Origin of the sequence: Shinella lacus, from assembly GCF_010994755.1 — a bacterium.
Lineage (GTDB): Bacteria > Pseudomonadota > Alphaproteobacteria > Rhizobiales > Rhizobiaceae > Shinella > Shinella lacus.
The window spans coordinates 681,382-695,129 of record NZ_WHSB02000003.1; the positions used below are offsets into that span (position 1 = coordinate 681,382).

General features: G+C 66.2%; 14 protein-coding genes. 1 reads left to right on the forward strand and 13 read right to left on the reverse strand.

Features of this window, described 5'->3' with window-relative positions; genetic code table 11:
• Positions 1–157: 157 nt before the first annotated feature.
• From GB927_RS11250 to GB927_RS11270, 5 genes are read right to left on the reverse strand one after another with little or no spacing between them, the layout of a single operon-like run.
• Complete coding sequence (locus GB927_RS11250) at positions 158–1,090, reverse strand: phosphatidate cytidylyltransferase (protein WP_256116915.1); 933 nt, start codon at positions 1,088–1,090, stop codon at positions 158–160.
• Positions 1,087–1,743: a lysophospholipid acyltransferase family protein gene (locus GB927_RS11255; protein WP_256116916.1), complete on the reverse strand. Its 657-nt coding sequence runs from the start codon at positions 1,741–1,743 to the stop codon at positions 1,087–1,089. Before GB927_RS11255 ends, GB927_RS11250 begins: the two co-directional genes overlap by 4 nt.
• Complete coding sequence (locus GB927_RS11260; protein ID WP_256116917.1) at positions 1,737–2,177, reverse strand: hypothetical protein; 441 nt, start codon at positions 2,175–2,177, stop codon at positions 1,737–1,739. Before GB927_RS11260 ends, GB927_RS11255 begins: the two co-directional genes overlap by 7 nt.
• Positions 2,174–3,508: a phosphatase PAP2/dual specificity phosphatase family protein gene (locus tag GB927_RS11265; protein WP_256116918.1), complete on the reverse strand. Its 1,335-nt coding sequence runs from the start codon at positions 3,506–3,508 to the stop codon at positions 2,174–2,176. Before GB927_RS11265 ends, GB927_RS11260 begins: the two co-directional genes overlap by 4 nt.
• 7 nt (positions 3,509–3,515) lie before the next feature.
• Positions 3,516–5,252 (reverse strand): bifunctional alpha/beta hydrolase/class I SAM-dependent methyltransferase, encoded by a 1,737-nt coding sequence (locus GB927_RS11270; protein WP_256116919.1) that lies wholly within the window; start codon positions 5,250–5,252, stop codon positions 3,516–3,518.
• A 119-nt stretch (positions 5,253–5,371) separates the two neighbouring features.
• Between GB927_RS11270 and GB927_RS11275 the strand changes: the two genes are divergently transcribed.
• A complete protein-coding gene (locus GB927_RS11275) occupies positions 5,372–5,968 on the forward strand; it encodes a CDP-alcohol phosphatidyltransferase family protein (protein ID WP_256116920.1) in 597 nt (198 codons plus the stop codon).
• On the opposite strand, the gene GB927_RS11280 is transcribed toward GB927_RS11275, so the two are convergent.
• From GB927_RS11280 to GB927_RS11315, 8 genes are all read right to left on the reverse strand, one after another.
• Positions 5,965–7,275, reverse strand: a complete 1,311-nt coding sequence (locus GB927_RS11280; RefSeq protein ID WP_256116921.1) for a replication-associated recombination protein A — start codon at positions 7,273–7,275, stop codon at positions 5,965–5,967. The two genes, GB927_RS11275 and GB927_RS11280, sit on opposite strands and share 4 nt — an antisense overlap.
• Positions 7,276–7,379: 104 nt before the next feature.
• Positions 7,380–8,150, reverse strand: a complete 771-nt coding sequence (locus GB927_RS11285; protein ID WP_256116922.1) for an ABC transporter ATP-binding protein — start codon at positions 8,148–8,150, stop codon at positions 7,380–7,382.
• A 9-nt stretch (positions 8,151–8,159) separates the two neighbouring features.
• A complete protein-coding gene (locus tag GB927_RS11290; protein ID WP_256116923.1) occupies positions 8,160–9,134 on the reverse strand; it encodes an ABC transporter substrate-binding protein in 975 nt (324 codons plus the stop codon).
• A gap of 31 nt (positions 9,135–9,165) precedes the next feature.
• Entirely contained in the window at positions 9,166–10,011 is an 846-nt protein-coding gene (locus GB927_RS11295) for an ABC transporter permease (protein WP_256116924.1), read from the reverse strand.
• A gap of 10 nt (positions 10,012–10,021) precedes the next feature.
• Positions 10,022–11,374 carry an LLM class flavin-dependent oxidoreductase gene (locus GB927_RS11300; protein ID WP_256116926.1) on the reverse strand — a complete coding sequence of 451 codons (1,353 nt, stop codon included), beginning with the start codon at positions 11,372–11,374 and terminating at the stop codon, positions 10,022–10,024.
• Between the two features lie 111 nt (positions 11,375–11,485).
• Positions 11,486–12,028 (reverse strand): flavin reductase family protein, encoded by a 543-nt coding sequence (locus tag GB927_RS11305; RefSeq protein ID WP_256116927.1) that lies wholly within the window; start codon positions 12,026–12,028, stop codon positions 11,486–11,488.
• Positions 12,029–12,223: 195 nt separating this feature from the next.
• Entirely contained in the window at positions 12,224–12,610 is a 387-nt protein-coding gene (locus tag GB927_RS11310) for a RidA family protein (RefSeq protein WP_256116928.1), read from the reverse strand.
• 35 nt (positions 12,611–12,645) lie between these two features.
• Entirely contained in the window at positions 12,646–13,734 is a 1,089-nt protein-coding gene (locus tag GB927_RS11315; protein ID WP_256116929.1) for a D-TA family PLP-dependent enzyme, read from the reverse strand.
• Positions 13,735–13,748 lie beyond the last annotated feature (14 nt).

The window sequence follows — 13,748 nt, forward strand, 5'->3', positions numbered from 1 at the left end:
ATACCCCGGAGACGGGCGGCGCGAACGCATAACGCGTGTATTCGCATTAAATTCCGCACGCCTAGCGAGAACCAAGAATGTGCAAAACTCTCTAAAATTCGGCTAGCGGTTATGGTTAATACGAAGATGCACTTTTTGAGTGCAATCCCGAATTGGGTCAGGTCCAAGCGTAGCGCACGATATGGAAGAACACGGGGGCTGCGAAGACGAGGCTGTCGGCGCGATCGAGCACGCCGCCATGGCCCTCGATCATGTGGCCCCAGTCCTTCACGCCGCGGTCGCGCTTGATGGCGGAGGCGACGAGGCCGCCGAAGAAGCCCATGATGCAGGCGAGCCCCGCAAGGGCACCCGCTTCGAGCGGCGAAAAGGGTGTCAGCCAGTAGAGGCCGGCGCCCAGCACTGAGGCGCTCAAAATGCCGCCGATCAGGCCCTCCCAGGTTTTTGATGGCGAGACGTTGGGTGCGATCTTGTGGCGGCCGAAGAGCTTTCCAAAAATGTATTGCAGCACGTCGCTGCCCTGGACGGTGGCGATCAGGAAGGCGATCAGGAGCAGGCCGCGGCCCTCGTTGCCGGGAATGGGCAGCGTCACCAGCGCCGGCACATGGCTGATGCAATAGACCGACAGCATGATGCCCCATTGCTGCTCGCTGACCCGTTCGAGGAAGCGGGACGTGTCGCCGCGAATGGCGGTGAGCGCCGGCATGGCGAGGAAGCAGTAGACTGGCACGAAGATCGAATAGAGCCCATACCAGTCGATCCAGATCAGGTAATATTGCACCGGGATGACGACCAGGAACATGCCGAGCAGCGTCCAGCGGTCGGCATGGCGCGTGTTGGTGAGGGTGACGTACTCGCGAAGGGCCGCGAAGGAGACGAAGGCAAAGAGCAGGATGACGCCGCCGGTGCCGAACAGGAAGGCGACGCTGATGCCCGCGACCATGATCCACCATGCCTTGATGCGGGCATTGAGATTGTCGAGCGTCGCCGGCAGCGGCTTTTCGCTGCGGTAGGACAGTACGCCCGCGACGAGGCTCGCCGTCACGAGCACGGCGACGAGGCCCAGGAAGAGGCGGGTGGTGTCTTCGCTCATCGGTGAACATCCTTTTGCGGCGCGAGCAGGAGAAGAGACTGGCGGGCGCGATCGAGAAAGACCTTGCGGTCCTCTCCCTCTTCCAAAGTCAGCGGCGCGCCAAAAACGACACGGCAGAGCAGCGGGACCGGCAGCACCGCGCCCTTGGGCAGAACGCGCGACATGTTCTCGATCCAGCAGGGCACGAGCTCGACATCCGGCCGGGCGAGCGCGAGATTGTAGAGGCCGGAGCGGAAGCGCAGCAGCGGCTCCTCCGTCATGTTGCGCGTGCCCTCGGGAAAGAAGATCAGGGATTCGCCGGCCGCAAGCGCGTCGAGCATCACCTGCATCGGATCGGCGGTGCGCTCCACCCAGTTGCGCTCGACGAGGACGGTGCGTAGCAGTTTTTTCGCGATGACGCGGCGGATGGCGCCGGCATTCCAATAGTCCGCGCCGGCGACGGCGGCGGTGCGGGCACGCTCGCCGGGCGGCAGGCAGGTCGAGACCAGGATGAAATCGCCATGGCTTGCATGATTGGCGAAATAGATGCGCTGCCGGCCGGTCGGTGCCGATCCGGCCCAGATCGGCCGCACGCCGGTGACGACGCGCGCAAGGCCGGCAAGGGCCGCACCGGACACGACTTGCAACACGGAGGCCCCGCCGCCGCTCAGCATAGGCAGGCTCCATCCGTCGCGTCGATGAGCAGGATGGCATAGAGCGCCACGGCGATGAGCAGCGATGTGCGTTGCAGCCAGAGGAGCCGGCGGCAGCCTGCAAGGCGCGTGGCCAACGGTGCCGGTGCGCCGTCGCGGGCGCGAAGCCCCATGCGGGCTAGCACGTCGTCGACGGCGGAGAGGCCAACGGCCTCCTCGTCATGCGACCCGGCGAGCCGGAACAGGGCGGCATCGAACAGCAGGTGGACCGACAGGGCGAGCGGCATTAGGCAGAAGGCGAGCAGCAGCCACCAGGCGAGCGGCGCGGCAAAACCATGGGCACCAGCCGTCGGCGGGGCGATGGCGAGGATCAGCAGGGCCACCGCCCCGCCAATGAAACCATTGCGCCGCAGGCGGCGGGTCGCATCGGCCGTCAGCACGCTCCATTCCGTCATCGCGCCGCCTCTTCGATGACGACATAGGTCTCCAGCGCGATATGCACGGGGCGCCCCGTGGCCTTGATCTGGGCGACGGCTGCGGCGCCGCCGGTCGCAAGGCCCGACCGGATCAGCCAGCAGGCCGCAACGACGACGCTGCGCTGGAAGCCGAGCGCGCAGCAGATGAGGACGGGGCCGTGCCGCCGGGCTTCCTCCACCGCAACAGCCGCTTCGCGGATGCGCGCGGCGGGGACGGGAAGCAGGTCGAGCGTCGGGAAGGCATACCAGGCGAGGCCGGGGGCCACGACGCCCGGTAGCTCCGCCGCCATGTCGATGACGGCGGCGTAGGTGGAAAGCTCGCTACGGTTCGGAACCCGGCCGAGGAAGACGCCGTCCGCAATCTCCACCGCCGCCGGAAGCCGTCGCGTCCACCAGCGGACATTTGCGCGCGCGCCGAGCCGGTAGGGTAAGAGCAGCCAGCGGCTCGCAAGGCTGATGCGGCCATCCGCTCGCTTCTGGAAGACGCCGACACCGGCGCCGGCAAAACCGGCCGCGACGATGGCGAGCGCGAGCGACGGCCAGAGCAGCAGCAGCCCTGCCCCGGAATCCAGTGTCGCGAGCACGGTCAAAACGAGGAAGGCCGCGGCGCCGGCGGCATAGTAGGTCGCGAGCCGCCATGCCTTGGCATCGTCTGTCCGGCGGAAGCCGGCGAGCGGCGAAGGGTTGTCCGCGGGGAAAAGCCAGAGCGCGAAGAGGCCGAGCAGCGCGCCGGTCGGGATGTCGATGGCGTGGTGCTGCCAGGTGGTCAGCACGGAAGCGCCGATCAGCAGGCTCCAGACATGCCACAGAGCGAGTGTTTTGCCGCGCAGCCGCACGCGCCAGTGATCCCAGATGATGACGAGCAGCGCGATATGCAACGACGGCGCCTGGTTGAACGGCTTGTCGAAGCCGCCGAGCACGTCGAACATGAAACCGGGCAGCCCATCCGTCTCCGGCCGCACGAAGATCGCCTGCAAGGGAAAGGCGATGAAGCAGAGGACGGCGGCGACCTGCGCCGTCAGATATCGCCGCGCCAGCCGGCCGACCTCCGTTGGCGTGTCGTTGACGAAGAGCGAGAGCGCGTAGAAGGCGTTGATCGACCAATAGGGCAGGATCGTCCAGGCGATGAAGGGAATGTGTTTTTCCCAGCCGAAGGCGAGGTTCGGCACGTCGGTCCTCAGCGACGCCAGCCAGTTCGCCGTGCCGTAGGTCAGGTAGAAGAACGGTGCCAGAAAGACGAGCCACAGGGCCGCAGCGCGGAAAACCGCGCGGCGGTCGACGGCTGGAACGGATGCGACGCCCTCCCCCATGCTCGCCTCAGACGCGCTCGGCCAGCGACACGGTGAAGATGCCCCATTTGTCGATGCGTTGCTCGATCTTGCGAAAGCCGGCGGCAGCGACGAGCTGGTCCATCTCCTGCTGGGTGCGCCGGCGCATGATCCAGGCCTCGCCGCCGCGATGCGAGGTGAGCGCGCGGGCGATCATTTCGAGCTGCGGATGCCAGGGCTGGCCGGTATAGATGAGCAGCGATCCGGGCTCCAGCGCGCGCGAGAGGCCGGCGAGCGAAGCCTCGATCAGGGCATTGTCCGGGAAGAGTTCGTAGAGGCCGGAGACGATGGCGAGCGTCGGCCGCGGCTCGGTGGCCGCCAGTCCCTCCCCGTCGAAGGCATCGGCCCGGTGGAAGGCGGCGACATCTTGCAGGCCGCGCTCGGCGATCAGCGCCGTGCCTTTCTCCACGTTGATCGGCGAATAATCCTGCAGGCGGATGTTTTCCGGCTTGGCCTCGGATGCCGCCACCGCATCGAGCACGTAGCGCCCGTGGCCGGCGGCAATGTCGAGCACGCGCAACGGCTTGCCCTCCGCCTTGAGGCGCGACAGCGCGCTGCCGATCAGCTCTTGCAGATGGACCTTGCGCTGGCGGATGCCGCGCCAGCCGATCGCGTCGAGGAATTGCCGGTCGATGAGCCGGCCGCCAGGGCCGAGCCCGCGCGCCTCGTCCTCATAGACATAATCCAGCGTCGAGCCGGAATCGAAGCCTGTCTTCACGCCCGTCTCGATGCCCTTGGAGAAGAGGCCGCCAAAGCGGATCGAGGCGCGGGTGATGGCCCAATAGAGCCCGCGCGCGGAAAAAAGCGAAAGCGGCGTCGCCAGCCGGTCGGCCTCGTCGCGGGTATAGCCGGAAAGATGCGCCTGCCGGATATCCGCCACCACCGGCGGCTCGGCAAAACGCGCGGAGAGGAAGGCGCGCACTTTTTCCAGTGCTTTGGCACGGTCCCTTTCCCCGAGCGTGTCGTGATAGAAGCCGGGCAGGACGTGGCGTTCCTTGATCGTGCTGCCGAGGTTTTCGAAGAAGCGATGTTGCGGCGCGTGGCGCACGACGAAGTCGCTGCCGGAGATAAGAAGCTGCGTCGGCACGGTGATGGCACGCGCATCGGCGACCACCCGGTCTGCGGCCTCATACAGTTCCAGCAGGATGTTCGAGGCGATGGGGCGGGTGATCAGCGGGTCGCTCTCGAAGGAGGCGATGCGCGCAGGATCATGCGTCAGGAAGCGCGCCTTGACGTAGGAATTGACGAAGAACGTGCCCTTGAGCTTCTGCCAGAGCGCGATGCCCTCATTGGCGAAGGGCACGTAGAGCTTCACATCGAAGGCCGGCGAGGCGAGCACCAGCGCGCGGATATGCGGCGCATAATCGTGCACCCAGGTCGACGCGAGAACCGCGCCGACGCTCTGCGCGACGACGGCGATCTGATGCGTCGCGAAACCGCCGGTCTCGCTGATATGGCGAACGAAGCAGTCGAGATCGCGCACCGAATGGGCGAAGGAGGGTGAATAGCCGCGTTCGCCGGGCGACCGGCCGTGGCCGCGCGCATCCCAGGCGTAGAAGGCGAAATCATCGAGCCCGAGTTCCTCGACGAGATGCGCCACCCGGCCGCCATGCTCGTGGCCGCGGTGCAAAAGCACGATCGCGCCCTTCGCGGTGCCGGAACGGGCTGGCCAGGCGCGGTAGAAAAGCTCCACGCCATCATGGCTCGCAAACGCCGATTCGATCATTCTGTCCCTCTCCCATGCAAAGCTCACCCCACCTATACGGATGAGACGCCATGTTTGCAGTTGATTTCATGGCGTTGCGTCTGCATTTGTTGAGCGCAATCGAGCGGATTCGAGCTTTCATGTCGATCTATAAACTGAAATCGTCCTTCCAGAATATGCTTCGCCCGCTTGTCGGCCGGCTGGCGGCCATGGGCGTCACCGCCAACCAGGTGACGCTGATCGCCGCGGTCGTCTCGGTGGCGATCGGCGCGCTCCTCGTCGTGAACCCCGCGCCCGCGCTCTTCGCGCTCGTGCCGGTCTGGATGTTCCTGCGCATGGCCTTCAATGCGGTGGACGGCATGCTGGCCCGCGAACACGGCCAGAAGAGCCCGCTCGGCGGCTATCTCAACGAGATTTCCGACGTGGTTTCCGATGCCGCGCTTTACATCCCCTTCGCGTTGGTGGCGCCGTTTTCGCTGCCATGGTTCATGGCCATCGTCTTCCTTGCGACGCTGACGGAATTTGCCGGCGTGCTCGGCGTCGCCCATGGCAACGGGCGCAGCTACGAGGGACCCATGGGCAAGAGCGACCGTGCGCTTCTCTTCGGCGCGCTCGGGGTGCTGGTCGCGGGCTTCGGCACGCTGCCGGCCTGGACCTGGCATATCCAGCCGATGGCCTGCGTGCTGCTCGCCTGGACGGTCGTCAACCGCGTGCGTGCGGGCCTTACCGAAGCTTAGCGTCCGAACCGGCGCGGCGTCGGCCGGCCGGTCACCTGGTCCCAATGTTCGTCGGCGCGCCGCTCGAAGGTCGCTGCATCGCGGGCGTCACTCTGGTAGAAGCTGCCGCGCGATACGTCCGGCGCATAGGTTTGCTCGCTCCAGCCACGGCCGTCGTCATGCGGGAAGGCATAGCCGACGTGACCGAGCGCGGCCGCGCCCTTGTAATGCGCATCGCGCAGATGCATCGGCACGGACGACGGCGCCTCCTTCGCCACATGGGCAAGCGCCAGCGAAATGCCGCGGCAGGCGGAATTGGATTTTGGCGCCCGCGCGACTTGCAGTGCCGCATGGGCGAGGATGATCTGCGCTTCGGGATAACCGATCTTCTCCACCGCATGCAGCGCCGCGACAGCGGTCTGGAGTGCGGTGTTGTCGGCGAGGCCGACGTCTTCCGATGCGTGGATCATGATGCGGCGGGCAATGTAACGCGGGTCCTCGCCGCCATGGATCAGCCGCGCCAGCCAGTAGAGCGTCGCATCGGGATCGGAACCGCGCATCGATTTCACGAAGGCCGAGACGACGTCGTAATGCGCATCGCCCGACCGGTCATGATTGACGGGCGCTGCCGCATAGGCCTCCTCGATCATCGCCTCAGTGATGACGACCGGCTTGCCCGGCGCATGTCCGACCGCGAGGCTTTCCAGCACCGTCAGGGCCCGGCGCGCGTCACCCCCGGAGCGCCCGGCGATACGGCGCAGCATGGCGGGCTCCAGCACGACGTCGATGCCGCGCTCCGCCAGATGGCTGAGGCCGCGGCGCACCACCTCTTCCATCTCCTCGATGGCGAGCGGCTCCAGCTTGAGGATGGTCGAGCGCGAGATGAGCGCGGGTGTCAGTGTGTGGTAAGGGTTGCCGGTCGTCGCTCCGATAAAGTCGGCGACGCCCTCCTCGCAAAGTGCCAGTAGATGATCCTGCTGCGTTGCGCTGAAGCGGTGCACCTCGTCGGCGAAGAGCAAAGTGGGTCGCATGCGCGCCTCGTCGGCGATCTTGCGGATGTCGGCGACGTTGTTGTGTGCAGCATGCAGTGGGCGGAAACTCTTGCCCAGCATATTGCCGATGGCGCGTGCGATGGACGTCTTGCCGAGGCCGGGCGGGCCGTAGAGGATGATGCTGCCCAGCCGGCCGGCAGCGATGCGCCGCCGCAGCATCGATCCCTCGCCGATGATCTTCTCCTGCCCGATCACGTCGTCCAGCGTCGCCGGGCGCAATTCGGCCGCAAGTGGCATGGAGCCGGTGCGCGGTGCGGCGTCGAAAAGATCGGTCATGGGATCCCCGTCGAAAAGTTGTCCGCCGACCGGGCGCGAGAAAGCCCGCTCCGGCCGGATGACGTCCGTCTATCGGCCGGAGCGGGCAGGGTCAAATGCCGGTTTCAATGCAAGCCGAAGAGGCGGAGCAATTCCTCGCGGTGGCGCACGAATTCCGGCGAACTGCGGTCGCGCGGGCGCGGCAGGTCGATCTCGATCAGCCGCGGCTCGGCGTTTTTCTCGCGCGGCAGGATGAGGATGCGGTCGGCAAGGTAGATCGCCTCCTCCAGATCGTGGGTGACGAGGATGGTGGTCACGTCCTCGTCGCGCCAGATGCGGGTCAATTCCTGCTGCATGCTGATCTTCGTCATGGCGTCGAGCGCGCCGAGCGGCTCGTCGAGCAGCAGGATTTCCGGCTGGACGGCAAGGGCCCGGGCAATGCCGACGCGCTGCGCCATGCCGCCGGAAAGCTGGCGGGGATAGGCGTTCTCGAAGGATTGCAGCCCGACGAGCTGGACATAGCGCCGCGCCCGGCTTCGCGCCTCCTGCCGGCTCACGCCGCGGGTATCGAGGCCGAAGGCGACGTTTTCGAGCACGGTCAGCCAGGGCAGCAGGCGCGGCTCCTGGAAAATGACGGCCCGCTCCGACCCGACGCCCTTGACAGCCCGGCCGTCGATCAGCACCTCGCCGCTATCGGCATCGTCCAGCCCGGCGAGGATGCGCAGCAGCGTCGTCTTGCCGGAGCCGCTGGCGCCGACGATGGCGAGGCTTTCGCCCGAGCGGACCTGCAGGTTGACATCGGCCAGAACCGGCAGCGGGCGGCCGTCGAGGGTGAAGGACTTCGAGAGGTGACGGATCGTCACCTCTCCGCGGAGCGTTGCGGGTGCGAGGCTCATGGTCTCGCCTCAGTTCGTGGCTGTGTCGGGCGAATAGAGCACGTCCTTGGCTGCGAGCTGGCCTTCCTTCAGCTTGCCCTCGCGCACCAGCACGTCGATCCAGAACTGCACGTCGCGCTCGACCGGCAGACCGCCGGCGCGAACACCGTAACCGCGGAAATATTGTGCGATGTCGGGGTTTTCACCACGTTCCTTCAAAGCCTTTGCAAAGACCTGGCGGGTTTCTTCCGGATGCTCGCGGGCATAGTCGAGCGCGCGGGCGGACTGTTCCACAAAGGTCTTTGCCGCTTCCGGATGCGCCTTGACGAAATCGCGGCTCAGCACGACGAAGCCGCCGGCGATTTCGCCGAGCACGTCCGTATCGTCGAAGATCGCGCGCAGGCCGCCGGTCTTCCGCGCCGCGCCTTCGAAGGTCGTCTGCCAGTAGCCGAAGGCGGAAATATCGACCTGGCCGGAACGCAGCACCTGTTCCAGCTGCGGACCCGGCACGACGACCTGGTTGGCGCCGTCCGTCGGCAAGCCGACCGAATGCAGCGCCTCGCGGATCGTGTAGTCGAGATGGGCGCCGAGCGTGTTGACGGCAATGCTCTTGCCGGCAATGTCCTTGATATCCTTGATGGGGCTGTCTTCCAGCACGTAGAAGATCGACTGGACCTCGTCGTTGATGCCGTTCGACGGGTAGGCCGCGACGAAGTCGTTGCCGCTGATGATGGCGTTGAGCACAGCGGAGGTCGCCGCGCTGCCGATTTCCACATCGCCGGAGGCGAGCGCGATCAGCGAGGCCGGGCCGCCGGCCGCATAACCGACATTCTCGATGGTGATGCCGGTTCCCTCGAAATAGCCGAGTTCGGCGGCGAGTTCATGGGCCGTCAGGCCGCCTTGGCTGGCGAGGTAGCGCAGGTTGACGTCTTCCGCCGAAGCGGCGCCGGCAAAGCCGAGAAGGAAGGCTGCGGAGAGGAGGAGCTTTCGCGAATGGAAGGTCATGGCGGTGTCCTTTGACAAAGAGGGTAAGGGATCAGGCGTTCGGCTGCGCCCAGCGGCAGAGCCTGCGCTGGAGGAGAACGAGCACCGCATTGGCAACGAGGCCGAGAAGCGCGAGCAGAAGGATCGCGGCGAACATCAGCGGGATCTGGAAATTGTACTGGGCGTTCATCACCTGGAAGCCGATGCCCTTGTTGGCGCCGATCATCTCGGCGGCAATCAACAGCAGCAGCGCCGTGGTGGCGGAGAGACGCAGGCCCACGAAGATCGCCGGAACCGAGGCCGGCAGCACGACACGGCGGAAGATCGTCAGGCGGCCGGCGCCATAGGTGCGGGCCATTTCGACGAGTTTTGTATCGACCTCCTTCACGCCGCCGATCGTCGCCAGCAGGATCGGGAAGAGCGTCGCCCAGAAGATGACGAAGACCTTCGAGGTTTCGCCGAGCCCAAGCAGCAGGATGAAGACCGGGTAGAGCGCGAGTGCGGACGTCTGGCGGAAGAATTGCAGCAGCGGGTCGAGCGCCTGTTCCACAATGCGCGCCTGGCCCATGACGAGGCCGAGCGGGATGCCGATTACCACGGCGGCGGCAAAGGCGATGCCGGAGCGCTGGAGGCTGATGGCGATATCATCGAGCAGCGCGCCGCTCGCAAGGCTGTCCCACAGGGCGGAGAGGATGAGGTCGAGCGGCGGGAAGACGGAAGGATTGACCCAGCCTTGCGTGCTCGCAATCTGCCAGAGCGCCAGAAAGCCCAGCACGATGCCGTAGCGGGCGAGGAGCGGCGACACAAACGCTTGCACCTGGCTGGCGAACCGCGGCGTGGCGCTGGGCCGCAGGCGAAAATCGGCGCCGAGCGTGGAGTTGACGTTTTCGTAGGACATCGACGCCTCCCTATTCGGCTGCCTGGGCGGCCGAACGCGCGCCGGCCCAGCGGTTGACGGGGAACGGCAGGCCGAGGTTTTCGCGCAGCGTCGTGCCCTCGTATTCCGTGCGGAACAGGCCGCGGCGCTGAAGCTCGGGGATAACCAGATCGACGAAATCGTCGAGCGCGGTCGGAAGCCATGGCGGCAGGATGTTGAAGCCGTCGGCGGCCTCGTTCTCGAACCATTCCTGGAGCGTATCGACGATCGTCTCGGGCGTGCCGACGATCGTGTAGTGGCCGCGGGCCGAGGCGATCCACTGGTAGAGCTGGCGGATGGTGAAATTGTTCTCGTCGGCGATCTGGCGGATCAGCGCCTGCCTGCTCTTCATGCCTTCCGTCGGCGGGGCGGGCGGCAGCGGGCCATCAAGATCGTAGCCGCGGAGATCCAGCGTGCCACCGGTCAGCCCGTTGAGCAGGCCGACACCATCCTCCTCGACGATCAGCGCAGTCAGGCGGTCGTATTTTTCGCGCGCCTCCTCCAGCGTGCGGCCGACGAAGGCGGAGACGCCGGGCATGATGAGGATATGGTCCGGGTTGCGGCCGAGGCCGCGGGCGCGCGCCTTGATGTCACGGTAGAATTCCTGCGCCGTCCCGATGTGCTGGTGGGCGGTGAAGATCACTTCCGCCGTGGCGGCGGCAAGCCCGCGGCCGTCGTCCGACTGGCCGGCCTGCACGATGACCGGATGGCCCTGCGGCGAGCGGGCGATGTTGAGCGGCCCGCGCACCTGGAAATGCTCACCGCGGTGTTCGCTCTCGTGCAGCTTCTCCTGGTCGTAGAAGACGCCGCTTTCCTTGTCGCGCAAGAAGGCGTCGTCCTCGAAACTATCCCAGAGCTTCTTGACCACGTCTACATGCTCGGCGGCGCGGCGATAGCGCGCAGCGTGCGGAAGCTGGGTCTCGCGGTTGAAGTTCTGCGCGGTCGGATCGCCCGTTGTGGTGACGACGTTCCAGCCGGCGCGCCCGCCTGAGATCAGGTCCAGCGAGGCGAATTTGCGGGCCGTGTTGTAGGGCTCCTCGTAGGTCGTGGAGGCCGTGGCGATGAAGCCGAGGTTCTTGGTGAAGGGTGCGAGCGCGGAAAACAGCGTCACCGGCTCGAAGCCCGCGATGCGTGCATTGCCGCCTTCGCGAGCGCCGCCGAAGCCGACGGCGAGATTGTCGGCGAGGAAATAGGCGTCGAACAGGCCGCGTTCGGCGGTGAGCGCCAGCCGCTTGTGGAATTCGAAGCTGGTCGCCCCGTCGGCCGGCTGGTCGGGATGCCGCCAGGAGGCGACGTGCTGGCCGCCGCCGGGAAGAAATGCGCCAAGCCTGATCTTGCGTGTCATCTCGTTTCCTTTCGCTTCATCTCGAAGGGCCTTTTCAGGCCACAGGTTCGCGGTCCCGCCCGCGGCGGGTCATGGCAGTGGAGATTGCTGGTTGGGTGGCCGGCTTAGCCTTTAGCGGGACACGGCATGATAGCGTCCGTCCTGGTAGAGCAGCGAATGGCCGTTGCCGATGCGGATCGCCAGCACCTTGCCGATGACGATGATGTGGCTGTGCCGCTCGATCGCTTCTTCCACGACGCAGTCGATCGCCGCCACCGCATCGACGAGCAACGGCGCGCCGCTGACGGCAGTGGTCCACTCGCCGCCGCGGTAGCGCTCGGCGCCGCGCAGCCCGCCGCGGCCGGCGAACTGGTTGGCGAGTGCCTCGTGCTCGGCGCCGACGATGTTGATGCCGAGATGGCCGAAGCGTTCGACGACGGGCCAGGTGGAGGAGGAGCGGTTGAGGGAGACGAGCATGCGGGCTGGCTCGACGGAAAGTGCCGTCGCCGAGGTGACGGTGGCGCCCGTGCGGGCCTCGCCCTCGCCTGCCGTGATGATGCTGACGCCGCCGCCCAGCGTGCGCAGCGCTGCCTTCAGGTGGTCGGCATCGGCCGGATGATCGATCACCGGCGTATCGCGTGTGGTGAAAAGAGTGTTTTCGGCATGCGCATTCATCGTGTCCGCTCCGCTTGAGACCCCGGATGTCCATAGGGATAACAAAGGTCAACGCGGCGGTGCAGGCACGGCTTTCTGAAATATACTAATTTTATAGAAAATATGAACGCGCTGAAACGCGCCCGGATATTGGCTTGCCCTGCGCCGAAGGCAAGCGCGCCGCCCGGTCGGCGGCGCACCCTGCCAAGCTCGGGGCTATCTGCGCCGGGCCGCGAGCGCCGTCACCTCCACCCGCATCTCCGGATCGGCGAGTGCCGCGACGCCGACGGCGCAGCGGACGGGATAGGGTTTCTTGAAATAGGCGCAGTAGACCTCGTTGAAGGCCGGGCGCTCCGCGATGTCCGTCAGATAGATCGTCAGGTGGATCACATCGGCAAGGCTGCTTCCGGCCTTTTCCAGCGAGTTTTTCAGGCTCTCCAGCGTGGCGATGCTCTGCGTGCGGATATCGCCGGTCTCCAGCGAGCCATCGGCGCGCAGCGGGATATGCGTGGTGGCGAGCAGGTTGCCGACGCCGGCGACGTCGGAGGAAATTTCGTCCTCGTCGGTATCCTCGATGAAAAAGGGGGCGTCGTTTTCAGCCATGGGCGTTTCTCCTTCGATGCTTCTTGTCGTTGAATTCACCACACCGTTCCGCGCGCGGCGACATCCTCCACGCGGGTGACGACGCCGTTGCGGTGGAAGACCATGCGATCGAAAAGATTGCTGACGACGCAGGTATGGTTGGGCACGATATGCACCACGCTGCCGATGGCGGGAAAGCTCTTCCGGCAGTCGCCGATATCGACCACGGCATGTTCTTCCGAAAGCGAGACGATGCGCGCACCCTCGTAGCCTTCGATTTCGCCGAAATCGCTGAAGCCGAGCAGGTCGGAGGTCAGCGCCTTGGAGCCGGCATCGAGCACCGCTCGGTCTTCCGCCGGGCGCGAGACGACGGTTGCGAGGATGTGCATGGCAAGGTCGCCGCGCGTGCAATGGCCGGCGCGCACCATGCTGCGGTCGTTGTAGACATAGGTTCCCGCGCGGTGCTCCGTGGCGGAGGGCACGAGATGGGACTTCCACAGGTCCGGCGAGCCGCCGCTGGAACGCACCGGGCAGTCGATGCCCTTGGCGGCGAGCAAGGCTATTGTCTCGGCCATGAAGGCCTCCACTGCCATTGCGCCGCCCGGTGCGGGATAGGTGAGGATGCCGCCGAAGCGGAGAGCGGGAGCGGCTGCGATGCGCACCGCCAGTTCCGTCGCCGCCTCGGGCGTCTGCACGCCGCAGCGCCGGCCGCCCGTATCGCACTCGACAAGCACGGTCAGCGGGCGGGCGCCATCGAAGGCGGCGGCGAGGCCGTCGACGGTCGTCGCGCTGTCGGCCACGACGCTGAGGTGCGCCATCCGCTCGTGCAGTGCGCGCAGCCGCGCCAGCTTCGCCGCGCCGAGAATGTTGTAGGTGATCAGGATATCCTCGAAGCCGGCATCGGCGAAAACCTCCGCCTCGCTGATCTTCTGGCAGTTGATGCCGACGGCGCCCGCTGCGCGTTGCGCCTCGGCGACGGCGACGATCTTGTGCGTCTTGATATGCGGGCGGAAGGCCTTGCCGTGCTCGTCGAAATAGGCCTGCGCGCGGCGGATGTTGGCGGCGAGCCGGTCCTCGTCGATCACAGGCATGGGGGTGAGGATCTGTTCAAGTGGCGTGCCGATGTCGGGCCAGGGAGACGTCATGGAAAAACCTTCCG

Coding starts and splice junctions, on each gene's coding strand:
- GB927_RS11250 (WP_256116915.1), bottom strand. CDS start 1,090: ATGAGCGAAGACACCACCCGCCTCTTCCTGGGCCTCGTCGCCGTGCTC.
- GB927_RS11255 (WP_256116916.1), bottom strand. CDS start 1,743: ATGCTGAGCGGCGGCGGGGCCTCCGTGTTGCAAGTCGTGTCCGGTGCG.
- GB927_RS11260 (WP_256116917.1), bottom strand. CDS start 2,177: ATGACGGAATGGAGCGTGCTGACGGCCGATGCGACCCGCCGCCTGCGG.
- GB927_RS11265 (WP_256116918.1), bottom strand. CDS start 3,508: ATGGGGGAGGGCGTCGCATCCGTTCCAGCCGTCGACCGCCGCGCGGTT.
- GB927_RS11270 (WP_256116919.1), bottom strand. CDS start 5,252: ATGATCGAATCGGCGTTTGCGAGCCATGATGGCGTGGAGCTTTTCTAC.
- GB927_RS11275 (WP_256116920.1), top strand. CDS start 5,372: ATGTCGATCTATAAACTGAAATCGTCCTTCCAGAATATGCTTCGCCCG.
- GB927_RS11280 (WP_256116921.1), bottom strand. CDS start 7,275: ATGACCGATCTTTTCGACGCCGCACCGCGCACCGGCTCCATGCCACTT.
- GB927_RS11285 (WP_256116922.1), bottom strand. CDS start 8,150: ATGAGCCTCGCACCCGCAACGCTCCGCGGAGAGGTGACGATCCGTCAC.
- GB927_RS11290 (WP_256116923.1), bottom strand. CDS start 9,134: ATGACCTTCCATTCGCGAAAGCTCCTCCTCTCCGCAGCCTTCCTTCTC.
- GB927_RS11295 (WP_256116924.1), bottom strand. CDS start 10,011: ATGTCCTACGAAAACGTCAACTCCACGCTCGGCGCCGATTTTCGCCTG.
- GB927_RS11300 (WP_256116926.1), bottom strand. CDS start 11,374: ATGACACGCAAGATCAGGCTTGGCGCATTTCTTCCCGGCGGCGGCCAG.
- GB927_RS11305 (WP_256116927.1), bottom strand. CDS start 12,028: ATGAATGCGCATGCCGAAAACACTCTTTTCACCACACGCGATACGCCG.
- GB927_RS11310 (WP_256116928.1), bottom strand. CDS start 12,610: ATGGCTGAAAACGACGCCCCCTTTTTCATCGAGGATACCGACGAGGAC.
- GB927_RS11315 (WP_256116929.1), bottom strand. CDS start 13,734: ATGACGTCTCCCTGGCCCGACATCGGCACGCCACTTGAACAGATCCTC.